Source organism: Natronorubrum sulfidifaciens JCM 14089 (assembly GCF_000337735.1).
In the GTDB taxonomy this organism is placed as follows: Archaea; Halobacteriota; Halobacteria; order Halobacteriales; family Natrialbaceae; genus Natronorubrum; species Natronorubrum sulfidifaciens.
In genome coordinates this window covers 30,521-44,740 of the sequence record NZ_AOHX01000037.1, presented here as the reverse complement: position 1 = coordinate 44,740, position 14,220 = coordinate 30,521, and the positions used below count along the sequence as shown (strand labels likewise).

Here is a 14,220-nt window from a genome sequence, read left to right as displayed (position 1 = left end):
GTGATATTGATAAACAAACAGGCAGCAGATAGAGAGTTCGAGAAAGTAATCCAATAGTTTCCGTAAAAAGGTGCCACGAATGTTCTCTTCATTGTGTGAAAGAGCGCTATTCGTTCGGAGCGGCTGTCAGACCCCCTTACACACAGTTCAGTCGAGCAACGTCTCCCACCCAGTCCAGGTGTTTACGCCGCCGTCGACCGGAGATACCGACTGCAGAGGTAGACGACGGCGGAACTGATCGCCGCTGCCGTACCAACTGCGATCACAGGGACCGAGACGCCAGTCTGTTCGTACGGGTTTTGCGGCGCAGCGGTGATAACCGACTGAAACGTCTCTCCTCCCGCGTGGCCGAGCAAGAAGAATCCGACCGTGAGCAGAATAGCGAACCCACCGGTCGCCAATCCGAACATCGACGCGACGTCTTCAACGTTCAATAATGTGTGTGCCGCTGCCTCCGATAACTCCGGTTCACGGCTGCGACGCACAATCGATACCGCGATGAGACACGACGCAGTTCCAAGCTGGATCGCGCCGGCGCAGACGCCGACCCAGAGAACGAGCGGCGACGCCCACAGGGGCTCGCCTCCCGGGAAGGCTGCCCGGACCGAGGACGGATAGGTGGCTGCAATCGGCACGACAAGTGCGAGCACGAGCAACAGCCCGCTCTGATAGACGAGTTTCTGCGGAATTCGTCGTTTGATCAGCGCGTATCGCTCCACTCGAAGCCGCTCGTACGTCGACTCACCGAGGAGTGCGTCCGCAATCGGATCGTTTGGATCAGTTGAAGTCATCAGTTCGAGAGTGTGACTGGCCGCCGGTTCAGGTGGCCGAACACGGAGCGTCGAAATATACACTCCGATTTCAAACCCAGAGTCAAAACACCGGACATACACTCGCGGCTAGCTGTTATCTCCGTTAGGGCTTACTGGTATATTTTACGAAGTTCTATTCGCAAATATGACCACACTAGTTGGTCCAGAATCCCTGTGGCTGTGGATCGGAACGATTGGAATGACGCTCGGAACGCTCTACTTCATCGGTCGTGGACGCGGCGTTCGAGACCCGAAGATGCAGGAGTTTTACATCATCACGATCTTCATAACGGCGATCGCGGCGGTGATGTACTTCGCGATGGCGACAGGCTTTGGCGTCACCGAAGTGATGGTCGGCGACCAGGCGCTTACGATCTACTGGGCGCGGTACGCAGACTGGATCTTCACGACACCGCTGCTGTTGCTCGACCTCGCGCTGCTCGCCGGCGCGAACCGCAACACGATCGCGACGCTGATCGGTCTCGACGTCTTCATGATTGGAACCGGCACGATCGCGGCGTTCGCGGCGACCCCCGGCACTCGGATTGCGTGGTGGGGTATCAGCACCGGTGCCCTGCTCGTGTTGTTGTACGTCCTCGTCGGGACGCTTTCGAAGAGTGCCCGGAACCAGTCGCCAGAGGTGGCGTCGCTGTTCAGCACGCTACGTAACCTGCTCATCGTGCTGTGGCTGCTCTACCCCGTCGTCTGGATCCTCGGAACTGAAGGAACGTTCGGCATTCTCCCGCTCTACTGGGAGACGGCCGCATTCATGATCCTCGACCTCTCGGCGAAGGTCGGCTTCGGAGTGATCCTGCTCCGAAGCCGCTCCGTCCTCGAACGGGCCGTCACACCATCTGTCGCAGCTGCGTGACGACTCGGAGTTACCGCTCGAGTCCGACTGAGTGCGAGACCACGTCCCGCTCATCGCTCGTCTTTGCCTCGGCCCTCACCGCGCTGTGACCGTTCAACACCCGTAAATATCCGTCTCGGGGCGGACATCCGTTTATATGTCGTGGCGTTGAAGTAATCGACACGCATGCAGTCACTAACCGCGTTCGCGTTCGACGTGCGACATCACATCCTCCAGAATGGCCTGACCGACGCGGAACTGTTTGAGTACATTTTCGGTGGCGGCAACACGCTGCTCGCGCTGTCGTTCGTCGTCAACATCGTCCTCGCCGGACTCACCATTCTCGGCATCGTCTACCTGGGACGGTCCCTCACCGATCCGCGTTCGAAGGCGATCGCGATCGCGCTCATGTTGATTTCGGTCGTCTCGATCTCGAGTTACACCGGACTCACGTCGGGGCTGACGCTGAGTATCATCGAGATGCCGGCGGACCACCCCGCCGCGGGTTCGACGACGGCCGGCGAGGACGGCGTGTTGGTAATGTGGGGTCGATACCTCACGTGGACGTTCTCCACACCGTTCATTCTGATTGCGCTCGGGATGATCGCCGGGTCGAACTGGACGAAGATCCTGACGACCTGCGCGTTTACGATCGCGATGTGTGTCACCGGCCTGGCAGCGGCCCTGACGACGTCCTCACTGGCGCTGCGCTGGTGGTGGTTCGTGCTGAGCTCTACTTTCTTCCTCGTGATCGTGTACGTCATCCTCGTCGACTGGACCCGCGAGGCCGAACGAACCGGCACCGCGGACCTGTTCACGACACTGAAGATTCTTACCGTCGTCGGCTGGTTCGGCTATCCGATCCTCTGGGCGCTCGGCGTCGAAGGGTTCGCACTCTTAGATGTCGCGATTACCTCATGGGGATACAGCATCCTTGACATCATCACGAAGTACATCGTGACATTCGTTGCCATTTTCTACGTTGCTAACGAACCGGCGTCGATCACTGGCGGTGCGGACTACGGCTCCACCCTCTCCGAGTCCAGCCCAGCAGACGACTGACCGAACCGAGCTCGTCGACCCAGCGTCCACATCGGTACCGACACGCCGACTCGCGCCCTGATCGGGCCTAACCAGTTTGGATTCAGGGCCTTGCCGACGCCGGCCCTAGTCTGGCCACAGAACCGCCACCCTGTACAGGGGAGCCTGCGACAGACGCCAACATACTCATGACCGTCCCACTCACGTACTTCGGTGTTCATCTAGCGTTTATTCTCCCGCCGCTTTTGATTTTAGGCTGGCTCGCGTTCCGGCGCGATCAGGCCTGGTGGGGCGTTCGACCGCTCTCCGGACTCGGAATCATGATCTGCCTCGCCGTCGTCTACACGACGCCGTTTACGAATCATCTCATCCCCGGTGAGGTCTGGTGGTATGGCGAAGGTGCGGTCGTCGCGACCGTCTGGCACACGCCGATCGAAGAGTACCTCTTCTTCGTCCTCCAGCCGATACTGACCGCGTTCTGGTTGTTCCAGATCCCGGCGACCGCCGACCGATCGCTCGCAATCCCACACACACACCGGTTGATCGGCGTCGGAGGTGGTCTGTCGGTCGCCAGCATCGGCTGGCTCCTGACTGGCGGCACCTCAACGTACTATCTCGGCTGGTTGTTGCTTTGGACCGGCCCGATCCTCGCTATTCAATGGGGGTTCGGCCTTACGTACCTCTGGGCTGTCCGTCGACCGCTACTGGTTGCTATCGCCGTCCCGACGGTCTACCTCTGGATCGTCGATCGGGTCGCGATCGAACTCGGTATCTGGGTCATCTCGGACACGTACACGACTGGGTACACGCTGCTGGGACTCCCCATCGAGGAAGCGCTGTTTTTTCTCGTAACTAATATCTTCATCGTTCAGGGAATCGTCATGTATCTGTGGCTGCTCGATCGAATCCACGAAGTCCCGACGCTCTCTCGAGCGTTGACTCGGTTCAGTACGAGTTCCAATGAGCCGTGAGACGCCCCTTCGTTGCGTCGTCTCGGATGGCGAGAAGAGTCGACAGCGGGCGGCTCGCCTAAGTCTCGGCGTCGGCCTGCTCTCCCTCGCTGTCGCCGTCTCGGTAACGGCTCTCGTCGGCTCGCCACCGCTTTCGTATCAATACGTTCCGTTGGCGCTCAGCGTCGTTGTCCTCGGACTCCCTCACGGGGCCGTCGACCACCTCGTGTTGCCGCGGGCTCGAGGTGATCCCGTCACCCGTCGCTCGCTGTTGCTCGTCGGTCTTCTGTATCTGTTTGTCGGCACTGCCTACGCTGTTCTGTGGCTTCTCGCCCCCGTCCATGCGTTCGCCCTGTTTATTCTCGTCACGCTCGTCCACTGGGGCCAGGGCGACGTCTACGCTCTGCTCGCGCTCGTCCGCGCCGACCACCTCAAGACGCGGACCAGCCGATTGCTCGCCCTCGTCGTCCGAGGCGGGCTTCCGATGCTCGTCCCGCTGATCGCGTTCCCAGCGCAGTACGCCTTCGTCGCCGAGACGATCGTCGGGTTGTTCGACCCCGATGCGGTGGCAGCGCTCGAGCCGATGTTCTCGCCGGCTATCCGGACGGCCATCGCAATCGGTTTCGGTGGGCTGGTCGCGTTCGCGTTGCTCCGTGGCTTTTTCCGGACAGGGCCGGACGGCCGTGGTCCGTGGCTGGTCGATGCGACCGAAACACTCGGACTCGTCGTCTACTTCGCAGTCGTCCCACCGATCCTCGCGATCGGTCTCTACTTCTGTTTCTGGCACTCGCTCCGGCACATCATTCGGACGATGCTCGTCGACTCCGTCGCCAGCACAGCGCTCGATCGAGGGGCGATCGGGACCGCGTGGCGGCGGTTCGCCCGTGATGCGGCCCCACTGACCGTTGGCGGGCTGATCGTCCTCGTGGGCATCTGGCTCTCCGTCCCACAGACACCCGCGTCCGTCGCCGACGTCCTCGCGGTCTATCTAGTGACGATCGCGGTGTTGACGCTCCCGCACGTCGTCGTCGTCACGTTGCTTGATCGAGAACAGCGAATCTGGTCGCCATAGGGGTCAGCGCTCGCTCCCTTGAGATCTGACTCTTGTATACGTACGTTTTCGTCGGGTTCGCTCACAGTGCTCACTCATCGCTCCTCGAAAAATCTACGTCAAAGATACTGGAAGTGAGGGGTCTTCTGGGCCCTCGTTCATTTCGGCCACGAGGAAGACCATTCGCTCGCTGTGTGGGCTCTACGACGGGACAACCGTGATCGGCTCTTTGCGATCGATCGCCTGCTCTAGCTCGTCGGCAATCGCACTCCCTCGAGAGACCTGAATCTCGCCGCCGCGGCTGACCGTCGCGGTGAACAGATACTCGCCGCCGGCTTGCACTTCGACGGTTTCGCCGTGGTTGCCGTCGACGGGGACGACGACGTGTCTCGAGGTGATCTCGGGGGTGACCATCTGGCCCGCTGCCTGTCCGCCACCACCGCTTTGATTGGCTCCGCCACTGCCGCCAGCCCCGGCACCCGCGCCGTAGTTGGGGTTCTCGTCGTGGGTCCGGACGTCGATATCGATCCCCAGTCGGTTCTCGACGTCGGTGATCCGGCCGCCACCCTTGCCGATCACGCTCGAGATATCGTTCTCTTCGACGTAGACGACGGCTTTGTTCTGACTTTTGAGTTCGACATCGACGTAGCCGCGGGCGATCGAGCGGATCTCTCGTTCGATCTCGCTTTTGGCGATTCGGTCGACGCCGGACTCGGTCCCGGGGCCGCCCTCCTCGTCTTTGAGCGGGACGGTAACGACCTGTCGGTTGAAGGTGTAGATCTCGTACTCGGGCTCGTCCGTCTCGAAGTTCGTCACCTGGATCACGGGTCGAGCGAGGTCCTCCTCGGTCAGCCCGGCCGGGACTTTGACCTCCGTTTTGACGTCGTAGACCGTGTTGACTTCACCAGCTTCGATGTAGACGACGGTGTCGACGACCTGTGGAATCATCCCGAGTTCGACCCGGCCGACGAGGCGCTGGAGGGCGTCGATCGGTCGCGTCGCGTGGACGACACCGATCATCCCGACGCCGGCCAGTCGCATGTCCGCGAAGACCTCGAAGTCGTCGGTCTTGCGGACCTCGTCGTAGATGGTGTAGTCGGGTCGGACCATCAAGAGCGCATCCGCGGTTTTGGCCATCTCGCCGCCCAGTTCGGTGTACTGGGTAATCTCGGGGCCGACCTGCAGGTCCCGCGGTTTCTCCATCGTCTTGACGGCGTAATCGTGCTCGGAGATGTAGCGAGCGACTGCCTGTGCGAACGTCGACTTCCCGGCCCCTGGTGCCCCCGAGATGAGGACGCCACGCTGGCGCTCGAGCAGTCGGTCTTTCAGTTCGTCGGCCTTCTCGTAGTCTTCGATGTCGGTCTGGGCGATCGGGCGGACGGCCGTAATTTCGATCCCGTCGGCGAACGGCGGGCGGCCGATGGCGATTCGATAATCCCGAAACTGGACGATCTTCATGCCCGGTTCGGAGAGTTCGATGAACCCCTCTGGCGACTCCTTTGCGCCGTCGACGACCTCGCGGGCGTACTCGTCCATCGTCGCCTCATCGAGCCGGTCGTCGGCGATCTGTTCGTAGCGCATCTCACCGAGTTCGCCCCGCTTGGCCATCGGAACCGTATCCGTCTTGAGGTGCACGCTCATCGTCTGGTCGTCGAAGTAGTTCTCGACGGTCAGCGTCCCTACTGTGCGGACCTCCGGTGAGACGTGCTCGACGTCAAGGCCTTTCGCTTTCGCGACTTCGGCCTGGACGACGTCGCTCGTCAAGAACGTCGCCTCAAGGTCCTCAGCGAGGTCGCGGATCAGCGCGTCGATCTCGCCTTCGGCGGCGTGGCCCCGTTCGATGGCGTCGGGCCGCTCGCCGATATACTCGAGGTCGATCACGCCCTCGTCGGCGAGGTCGGCGAGTCGCTGGAGTTCCTCTAAGCCGTCCCAGCCACTGTCGATCCCGTCGTTTGCCTGCGCCTCGAGTTCCGCGACGACGGCCTCCGGCACCGAAATCGTCGCTCCCTCGAACTGCCCATCATCGATCGTCGCCGAAACGCGGCCATCGATGACCACGCTCGTATCCGGCACGACGTGCATACTGTAACTGGTCGACGGACCCCTATAAGGGTGTTCCACCGGCAACGACACGCGTGTCACGACACGACTGGGCACGGCACACGATGTCCTATACAGCGGGAACATTCGTTGGTTATTACACCATACATAGCAGAGGGATGGGTAATGGACCCTGAGCAAACGTTTGGAGAGGGGGGACTCAACCAGTTTCTGGCCGTTGACAACCTCGTAGACCGAATCGGACTCGATGACGACGAGATCGCGTGGCGAAAGCAGTTCGTCGGCTTCGACGAGGAAGACGAGGCCCGACTCGAGGATCTCGAGACGCTGTTGCGCGAGAACCAAGACGAGATTGCAGACGACTTCTACGACAAGATTCTACAGTACAAACAGACCAGAGCGGTCATCAACCGCTCGCCGAAGGACGTTCCGGCGCTGAAACAGACCCAGCGAGCGTATCTCGTCTCGCTGTCGACGGGCGACTACGACCAGTCGTTCTTTGCGAACCGGGCTCGAGTCGGCAAGCTCCACGAGATTCTCGACATGCCGTTGAAACACTACGTGGGTCAGTACGGCGTCTACTACACGCTGTTGCTCGATCGGCTCAACGAGCGCGCCCAGCAGCAGGTCGTCGACGCGATCGAGGAGTGGGTCGAAGAACAGGAATCCGAAGGCAGCGGTATCGGCGGCTTCGTCAGCGCGCTCGGTTTCGGTGGCGACGACGACGATGACGGCCTCGAGGAATCCTTCGAGGAAACCGTCAGAGACGCGGTCGACGACGGGATGATGGACGTGCTCTCGCTGTTGCGCATCATCAACCTCGACATGCAGATCGCGACCGACACGTACGTCGACTCCTACGCGAAGCGCCTCGAGGACTCGATCGAGCGCCGCCAGCGGTTGGCACAGGAAGTCGAAGAGGACGTGCAGGGGCCGATCGAAGAGTTGCACAACGCAAGCGAGGTGATCGCCGGTCGCGCTCAGACGATCAGCAGCCACACGAACGCACAGGCGAGAAACACGAATCAGGCCGCGACCGAACTCGGCGAGCTCAGCGCCGCGATCGAAGAGGTCGCCAGCGTCGCCGACGAGGTCCACTCGGAGAGCGAACGAGCCGAACAGCTCACCGCTGACGGCGTCGAGGCGGCCGACGACGCCTTGGACGAACTCGAGGCCATCGAGGACGCGACCGAAGACGTGACCAAATCCGCCGCCGACCTCGAGAGCAGAACGGAAGAGATCGACGCGGTCCTCGAGCGACTCGACGACGTCGCCGAGCGGACGACCGTACTGGCGAAAAACGCCAAGATCGAGGCGTCGCGCTCGGAGGGCGCGAACGCGGGGACGATGGGCGTGATCGCAAACGAAGTCGAGTCGTTCGCCGAGCAGACCAAACGCGACCTCGCGGCGATCGAAGACGCCGTCGAAGGCGTTCGCAAGGACGCGATGAAGACGGTCGAAACGACCGAGGAGACGGCCGAGCGAATCGACGACGGCACCGACCGGGTCCGTGAAACGATGGACTCGCTCGAGGAGATCCACGGCGCGGTCGACCAGACGGCGTCGAAGATGGAAGACATCGCGGCGGCGACCGACCAGCAGGCGCGCAACGTCGAGACGGCGGCGACGACCGTCGAGGACATCTCGCAGACGGCGACTCAGGTCGCCGACGCAACCGAATCGGTCGCTGCAGCCAGCGAAGAACAGACCGCCAGCCTCCAGAGCGTCGGCGAGACGGTCTCGAGGCTGACCGACGAGGACGACGAGGACGACCGGCCGGTGTACGAGCAGGTGCAGTAACTCCCTCGGCCGGACGTGCTCGCTCGATGGACACAACACCCACCGCGTTGTAGGAGTCGACATGACCGTCCGTGAGTTGACGCGCGAACTGGTGTCGATTCCGAGCCACGACGACGAGACGGCCGCTGGAGACGTCATCGAGGCGTGGCTTCGACGCGAGACCGACGCCGCCGTCACCCGCGATATGGCCGGGAACGTGATCGCACGGAAGGGAACTGGCGACCGGACGCTCGCGCTCGTCGGCCACCACGACGTCGTCGAGCCCGCGGCGTCGCAGGTTGAGACGGCGTCCGAGACGCCAACGGGGGACTTCGAGTACGTCGTCGAGCAGCGAGACGGTCGCCTCTACGGCCGTGGCGCGGCGGATATGAAAGGGGCAGTCGCCGCCGCAATGCTCGCGTTTCGCGACAGCGACCCGTCGCCAGCCGGGGAACTCGTTTTCGCGAGTTTCGTCGGCGAGGAAGTCGGTGGGGTCGGCGCACAACACGCCATCGAGCACGGCTTTTCTCCCGACTACGCCATCGTCGGCGAGGGATCGACGGGCTACTCGAGTCCCGGCGTGACGGACGTCGCCGTCGCCCACAAGGGCCGGCGCGGGAGTACGATCACCGCTCGCGGCACGGCCGCCCACGCGAGCGAAGTCGACGCCGGCGAGAACGCCATCTACCGCGCGGCCGACGCCGTCGACCTCGTTCGCACCCTCGAGACCCCGGCGATCGACGTGGCGGGCGAGACGCTGTCGGGCAGTCTCGCCGTCACCGAGATCGAAGGTGGGTCGGCGATGAACGTCATCCCCGACCGCTGTACGCTGACCGTCGACGAGCGAACGGTGCCGGGCGAACGCGCCGCCCTCGAGCGCGTCGAAACCCTCGAGGGCGTCACGTGGACCGTCGAGCAGGACCTGCCGCCGATGCGCTGCACGGACGAGGCGTTCGCCGAGGCGGTCCGCAAGGCGGCCGACGCCGCCCAATCGGGGACGCCGGCGCTCGTGACGAAACCACACGCAACCGACGCCGGATGGCTCGCACAGGCCGGCTGCGAGTGCGTGATCTACGGGCCGTCCGAGCCCGGCGAGGCCCACACTGACACCGAAAGCGTCTCGCTCGCGGTGCTCGAGCGGTGTCGGGAGACCTACCGACGGGTCGCGGCGTCGTGGCTATAGTTGCGAGAGTTGGAGCGAATAGCGACTCTCAGACGCCGGGGACGCCGACGGCACCGAAGCTGGTAACACCGAGCGCGGCGAGCGCGTACAGGACGATCAGGACGGTCACCCACGCGAGGATACCGATCATCGCCGCGGCAGTCCACTCGCCGGGATATCGGAAGTTGATCACCGCGATATACGCGAGTAGGGCCAGCAGCGGTCCAAGCAGCGGTATCCAGCCGACGAAGAAACCGACGAGGGCCCAGACCACCGCCCCGATTATCGCGGTGACGATTGCGTGGTCGAAGTTGCCAGCGCCGACGATAACGCGTGCGCCGACGTAGATACCTAGTGCACCGATCAACAGGCTCGCGATGAATACGATTATCGAAGCGACTACCATTGTACTAACAGACTGGTCAAGGAGCCCGAACAGTCACTTGCTTGCGTGTTCCACACCGATATTACAGAACCGCTATCCGCCTGGATTCACCACTCACGGCGTACATTATTCATCAGCTGACACAGTCATCGTTCCAATGAGTTCCTCGGTGAGACGGCACTCGAGGGTGCCGGAACCACGACGTTGATACCGCGTCTCCGCTAGGATACGCCCATGACGACCGATCAGCCCCAGAGCGACGGGGCTCCATCCGAGACCTACAGCGAGTTCGAAACGCGCGTCAAACGAATCGCGAACGTGTCGAACGCGGCCGGCATCCTCCAGTGGGATCAAGAAGTCGTAATGCCCGACGAAGGAACGCCCGCCCGCGCCCAGCAGCTCTCGACGCTGTCGTCGATCAGCCACGAACTGCTGACGGCCGACGAGACCGGGGCATTGCTCGAGGAGCTCGAATCAGCGACGCTCTCTGACGAGCAGGCCGCGGTCGTCCGCGAGGTCCGTCGACGCTACGACCGCGAGACCAGCGTTCCACAGGAACTCGTCGAGGAAATCTCCGAGACGACCGCCAACGCCCACCCCAAATGGAAACAGGCCAAGGAGAACGACGACTTCGAGGCGTTTGCGCCCACCCTCGAGAAACTGGTCGAACTCAAACGGGAGTACGCCACCCACATCGACCCCGACGCCGACCCCTACGAGGTGCTGTTTTCGGACTACGAGCCGTACATCGACCTCGAGACGGCCGAAGGGGTGCTCGAGCGCCTGCGCGACGAACTCGTCCCGCTGATCGACGCAATCGGAGACAGTGACGCCGCCCTCGAGACCGACGCCTTCGCGGGCACGTTCGAAGACGACGATCAGGAAGCGCTCGCGCGTGACGTCCTCGACTCGCTGGGGTACAACTGGAATCGCGGCCGACTGGACACCGCCCCGCATCCGTTCTCCTCCGGCACGCAGTTCGACGCGCGTGTGACGACCCGCTTCGAGGAAGACGATCTGCTCGGCTCGATTACCTCGACGATCCACGAGTTCGGGCACGCGAACTACACGCTCGGCCTACCCGACGAGGGCTATGGCACGCCGCTGGGTGAGGCTCGAGACCTCTCGGTTCACGAATCCCAATCGCGGCTCTGGGAGAACCACATCGGCCGCTCTCGGCCGTTTTGGGAGCAGTTCCTCCCGGTCGCCCGCGAACGGTTCCCGAGTCTCGAGGGCGTCACGCCCGAAGCCGCCTACGAAGCCGCAAATCAGGTCCACGACGACAACCTCATTCGCGTCGAGGCGGACGAACTCACCTACCACCTGCACATCGTGATCCGCTTCGAGATCGAGCGCGACCTGATTTCGGGCGACCTCGCGGTCGAGGACGTCCCCGAGGTCTGGAACGACAAGTACGAGGAGTATCTCGGCGTCCGGCCAGAAACCGACGCGGAGGGCTGTCTGCAGGACATCCACTGGTCCCACGGCTCCTTTGGCTACTTCCCGACGTACTCGCTTGGCTCCGTGCTCGCGGCCCAACTGTACGCGGCCGCCGAAGCCGACCTCGGCGACCTCGACAGCGACATCCGCGAGGGCAACCTCGACGACCTGAACGGCTGGCTTCGCGAACAGATCCACCAGCACGGCAAGCAGTACACGACACAAGCGCTGATCGAGCGCGCAACTGGCGAGGAACTGACCGCGGACCACTTCCTCGAGTACGTCGAGACGAAGTACGGCGAGTTGTACGACCTCGAGGCGTAAGCAGGGGTCACTTCGACGCTGACTACTGCCAGAACGCGGCGTTGCCCAAACAGTACAGGAAGGCCACCCAGCCGATGAACAGGCCGGCGATGATCACCAGAAAGTCGGCCAGTTTCGTTCCGACGAGGAAGTCGTAGCCGATCCCGATTGTCAACAAAACTAACGAGCTGCCGATCAGCAGGTGACACCGGCGTTCGGCCTCCGGATTCATGGGTCGACGTAGCACGATGTAACATAAATACCTATATCAAGGATCGATGATTTCCACGGGCGATGGAGTGTTCGTGGAGACGGTTACGGCCCGTCACAGGTTCCGGAAAGCGCGATTTTTAGGGCACAATGGCCGTGGATATGGCTATGACAGGCCGTCCACTCGAGGGACAGACAGCGATCGTCACGGGCGCAAGCACGGGTATCGGCGCGGCGACCTGACGGGCGCTCGCGGCCGAGGGTTCGAACGTCGTCCTCGCAGCCAGAAGCGAGGATCGACTGACTGCGTTATAGTAACAACTGAAACGGTTTACACACCGATCGCACAGCCATCGTGCGATCGGGTGTGCACTGACTTTCAGTGGCTACTATAGCAGCCGATCTCGAGTCGACTCACGGCGCCGAGACGCTGGTCGTGCCGACGGACGTTCGCGAGGAGGCCGCCGTCGACGCCCTGATCGACACCACCGTCGAGACGTTCGGCAGCCTCGACGTACTGGTGAACAACGCGGGGCTCTCGCGGGGCAGCGACGTCGAAGCGCTGTCGACCGACGAGTATGAGACGATGCAGGAAACGAACGTCGACGGCGTTTTCTACGCGACACGGGCGGCGATCCCCCACGTCCGCGAGCGTAACGGCCACCTGCTTTTCGTCGGGAGTTTTGCGGGCCAGTACCCCCGGTCGTTCAACCCCGTCTATGCCGTCGCCAGAACCGCCGGTTCTGGCGGGCTCACGAGATTTGCTCTCGTGAACGGCCTCGAAGTGGTGGGTCCGTGGGTTCGCGAAAAGCGTCGCCGCACAGGTGGGCGACGACGGCGTCGGCGTCTCGATTATCAACCCGGCCGAAGTCCGTTCCGAGTTCGAGACGACCGACGGGACGACCTTCGAAGAACACTTCGAGGAAGGCGAAGCCAGCGAACCCGAGGAGGTCGCCGAGGCAATCGTCTTCGCCGCTACGCGTGAGGGCTCGAGCGTGAGCGAGATCGACGTCAATCGGCGCAACAAGTTCGCAGACAGCTTCTGACGATCGCTGTTCTCCAGATAAAACGACCGTGAAGGTGCCGGGTGTGCACTCACCCGTAATGGGCGTTATCGCTCGTGTATGCGACTCTCCATTCCAGGCGTTCCTGGCGTCTACTACGACACCGATTCCGGGACGACGGCGATCGGCGTGGCACTGACGGCTGCGGGCCGCACGGCACCGAAACCGAACGGGTACGCACTGCAGGCACTGCCGTATCTCTGGTCGTTCGACGTCGACTTACGGGAAGTGCCGACCGACCACCCGATCCAGTATCTGCATCCCGAAGGTGCTCAGAGTCTCGGCGACGGTTCGCCCGAACGCGGGCTCCGGGGAGCCGGCACGGAACTCGAGGCCGTCCTCCGGTTCGTCTGGTCGGTCAATCGGGAAGTCGAGTCGGCGACGAACCAGCTGATCGGTCGCGAACAGACCACCGACGGGGTCGTTATCGAAATTCAAGACGGCAACATTGGGGTCGACGGGCAGGAACTCGAGACCGACGCGTTCGACATCGACGACGAATCCGCAACCGACACCTTCGGTGCCAGCGAGGAACCAGCAGCCGACGAGTTCGATCCAGACGAGCCGTGACGACAGTCGGTCGCGGTGCTCGCTGGAGTACGGGTGCTAGCGCTCACCGGCGAACGCGTCGATAAAAACGATACCGGCCCGAGTCTCCGTTCGTCGCTTACGCGCCGGCCGACTCGAGGGCGTCCTCGATGTCCTCACGCTGGGTGACACCGACGAACCGCTCGACGATGCCGTCGTCGTTCTCGATGACCAGCGTCGGCAGCGAGCGTACCTGATACTCGTTGGCGATATCCTGTTGTTCGTCGACGTTTACTTTCTCGACCTCGAATCGGCCCTCCCAGTCGTCCTCGAGCTCCTCGAGGATCGGGTCCTGGGTCTTGCAGGGGCCACACCAGTCAGCGTAGAAGTCCTTAAGTGTGACAGTCATACGGTCCAGTGCTAGTTGCCACGCAGCGCGCATAAGGGTTTCCCACTGCGGATCGACTGGCAGCGAGAGCGAGAGCGGGAGAGAGAGGCTGTACGGACGATATAACGGAGGTGGCGGTCGAAAACGCGCTTCGGGATTCGGTCGTCTGTCCGGTGTTCGTGTCTCAGCGTCGTCC

The 14,220-nt window shown here is 62.5% G+C and carries 13 protein-coding genes and 1 pseudogene; 9 read left to right on the top strand and 5 right to left on the bottom strand.

Translation table 11 applies throughout. The annotated features are described in order from the left end of the window. Nucleotides 1-182 precede the first annotated feature (182 nt). Nucleotides 183-791 carry a hypothetical protein gene (locus tag C495_RS08560; RefSeq protein ID WP_008161967.1) on the bottom strand — a complete coding sequence of 203 codons (609 nt, stop codon included), beginning with the start codon at nucleotides 789-791 and terminating at the stop codon, nucleotides 183-185. A 166-nt stretch (nucleotides 792-957) separates the two neighbouring features. Here C495_RS08560 and C495_RS08555 point away from each other — a divergent pair, with 166 nt between their 5' ends. The 4 genes from C495_RS08555 to C495_RS08540 all read left to right on the top strand — a co-directional run bounded on the left by C495_RS08555 (nucleotide 958) and on the right by C495_RS08540 (nucleotide 4,725). Beyond that, complete coding sequence (locus C495_RS08555; protein ID WP_083902468.1) at nucleotides 958-1,683, top strand: bacteriorhodopsin; 726 nt, start codon at nucleotides 958-960, stop codon at nucleotides 1,681-1,683. Nucleotides 1,684-1,848: 165 nt separating this feature from the next. Further along, nucleotides 1,849-2,724: a bacteriorhodopsin gene (locus C495_RS08550; protein WP_008161963.1), complete on the top strand. Its 876-nt coding sequence runs from the start codon at nucleotides 1,849-1,851 to the stop codon at nucleotides 2,722-2,724. Nucleotides 2,725-2,891: 167 nt separating this feature from the next. Next, a complete protein-coding gene (locus C495_RS08545) occupies nucleotides 2,892-3,674 on the top strand; it encodes a lycopene cyclase domain-containing protein (protein ID WP_008161961.1) in 783 nt (260 codons plus the stop codon). Continuing rightward, nucleotides 3,664-4,725: a Brp/Blh family beta-carotene 15,15'-dioxygenase gene (locus tag C495_RS08540; protein WP_008161959.1), complete on the top strand. Its 1,062-nt coding sequence runs from the start codon at nucleotides 3,664-3,666 to the stop codon at nucleotides 4,723-4,725. Before C495_RS08545 ends, C495_RS08540 begins: the two co-directional genes overlap by 11 nt. Before the next feature lie 180 nt (nucleotides 4,726-4,905). Here C495_RS08540 and C495_RS08535 read toward each other — a convergent pair whose 3' ends face one another. Beyond that, the gene (locus C495_RS08535; RefSeq protein WP_008161957.1) at nucleotides 4,906-6,786 is read right to left on the bottom strand and encodes a PINc/VapC family ATPase; all 1,881 of its coding nucleotides are present in this window, start codon (nucleotides 6,784-6,786) and stop codon (nucleotides 4,906-4,908) included. 144 nt (nucleotides 6,787-6,930) lie between these two features. On the opposite strand from C495_RS08535, the gene C495_RS08530 reads away from it, so the two are divergent. Both C495_RS08530 and C495_RS08525 read left to right on the top strand, forming a co-directional pair. Next, nucleotides 6,931-8,565, top strand: coding sequence for a globin-coupled sensor protein (locus C495_RS08530; RefSeq protein ID WP_008161956.1), 1,635 nt, complete (start codon nucleotides 6,931-6,933; stop codon nucleotides 8,563-8,565). Between the two features lie 61 nt (nucleotides 8,566-8,626). Then, nucleotides 8,627-9,727: a M20 family metallopeptidase gene (locus C495_RS08525; protein ID WP_008161954.1), complete on the top strand. Its 1,101-nt coding sequence runs from the start codon at nucleotides 8,627-8,629 to the stop codon at nucleotides 9,725-9,727. 28 nt (nucleotides 9,728-9,755) lie between these two features. Here the strand turns inward: C495_RS08525 and C495_RS08520 are convergent, their stop codons facing one another. Continuing rightward, complete coding sequence (locus tag C495_RS08520; RefSeq protein WP_008161949.1) at nucleotides 9,756-10,112, bottom strand: hypothetical protein; 357 nt, start codon at nucleotides 10,110-10,112, stop codon at nucleotides 9,756-9,758. Nucleotides 10,113-10,325: 213 nt separating this feature from the next. On the opposite strand from C495_RS08520, the gene C495_RS08515 reads away from it, so the two are divergent. Further along, on the top strand, nucleotides 10,326-11,855 hold the full coding sequence (locus tag C495_RS08515; RefSeq protein WP_008161948.1) for a carboxypeptidase M32: 1,530 nt from the start codon (nucleotides 10,326-10,328) through the stop codon (nucleotides 11,853-11,855). A 22-nt stretch (nucleotides 11,856-11,877) separates the two neighbouring features. Here C495_RS08515 and C495_RS08510 read toward each other — a convergent pair whose 3' ends face one another. Continuing rightward, nucleotides 11,878-12,066: a hypothetical protein gene (locus tag C495_RS08510; protein ID WP_008161946.1), complete on the bottom strand. Its 189-nt coding sequence runs from the start codon at nucleotides 12,064-12,066 to the stop codon at nucleotides 11,878-11,880. Between the two features lie 146 nt (nucleotides 12,067-12,212). On the opposite strand from C495_RS08510, the pseudogene C495_RS08505 reads away from it, so the two are divergent. Continuing rightward, nucleotides 12,213-13,090, top strand: a pseudogene (locus C495_RS08505) (SDR family oxidoreductase). Between the two features lie 78 nt (nucleotides 13,091-13,168). After that, nucleotides 13,169-13,678: a hypothetical protein gene (locus tag C495_RS08500; RefSeq protein ID WP_008161945.1), complete on the top strand. Its 510-nt coding sequence runs from the start codon at nucleotides 13,169-13,171 to the stop codon at nucleotides 13,676-13,678. Nucleotides 13,679-13,775: 97 nt separating this feature from the next. On the opposite strand, the gene C495_RS08495 is transcribed toward C495_RS08500, so the two are convergent. After that, the gene (locus tag C495_RS08495; RefSeq protein WP_083902467.1) at nucleotides 13,776-14,078 is read right to left on the bottom strand and encodes a thioredoxin family protein; all 303 of its coding nucleotides are present in this window, start codon (nucleotides 14,076-14,078) and stop codon (nucleotides 13,776-13,778) included. Between the last annotated feature and the right edge of the window lie 142 nt (nucleotides 14,079-14,220).

What these genes read in the sequence shown, in the direction of transcription:
- C495_RS08495 (WP_083902467.1), bottom strand. Translation starts at nt 14,078, where the DNA reads ATGCGCGCTGCGTGGCAACTAGCACTGGACCGTATGACTGTCACACTT.
- C495_RS08510 (WP_008161946.1), bottom strand. Translation starts at nt 12,066, where the DNA reads ATGAATCCGGAGGCCGAACGCCGGTGTCACCTGCTGATCGGCAGCTCG.
- C495_RS08535 (WP_008161957.1), bottom strand. Translation starts at nt 6,786, where the DNA reads ATGCACGTCGTGCCGGATACGAGCGTGGTCATCGATGGCCGCGTTTCG.
- C495_RS08550 (WP_008161963.1), top strand. Translation starts at nt 1,849, where the DNA reads ATGCAGTCACTAACCGCGTTCGCGTTCGACGTGCGACATCACATCCTC.
- C495_RS08555 (WP_083902468.1), top strand. Translation starts at nt 958, where the DNA reads ATGACCACACTAGTTGGTCCAGAATCCCTGTGGCTGTGGATCGGAACG.
- C495_RS08515 (WP_008161948.1), top strand. Translation starts at nt 10,326, where the DNA reads ATGACGACCGATCAGCCCCAGAGCGACGGGGCTCCATCCGAGACCTAC.
- C495_RS08545 (WP_008161961.1), top strand. Translation starts at nt 2,892, where the DNA reads ATGACCGTCCCACTCACGTACTTCGGTGTTCATCTAGCGTTTATTCTC.
- C495_RS08530 (WP_008161956.1), top strand. Translation starts at nt 6,931, where the DNA reads ATGGACCCTGAGCAAACGTTTGGAGAGGGGGGACTCAACCAGTTTCTG.
- C495_RS08520 (WP_008161949.1), bottom strand. Translation starts at nt 10,112, where the DNA reads ATGGTAGTCGCTTCGATAATCGTATTCATCGCGAGCCTGTTGATCGGT.
- C495_RS08500 (WP_008161945.1), top strand. Translation starts at nt 13,169, where the DNA reads ATGCGACTCTCCATTCCAGGCGTTCCTGGCGTCTACTACGACACCGAT.
- C495_RS08525 (WP_008161954.1), top strand. Translation starts at nt 8,627, where the DNA reads ATGACCGTCCGTGAGTTGACGCGCGAACTGGTGTCGATTCCGAGCCAC.
- C495_RS08560 (WP_008161967.1), bottom strand. Translation starts at nt 791, where the DNA reads ATGACTTCAACTGATCCAAACGATCCGATTGCGGACGCACTCCTCGGT.
- C495_RS08540 (WP_008161959.1), top strand. Translation starts at nt 3,664, where the DNA reads ATGAGCCGTGAGACGCCCCTTCGTTGCGTCGTCTCGGATGGCGAGAAG.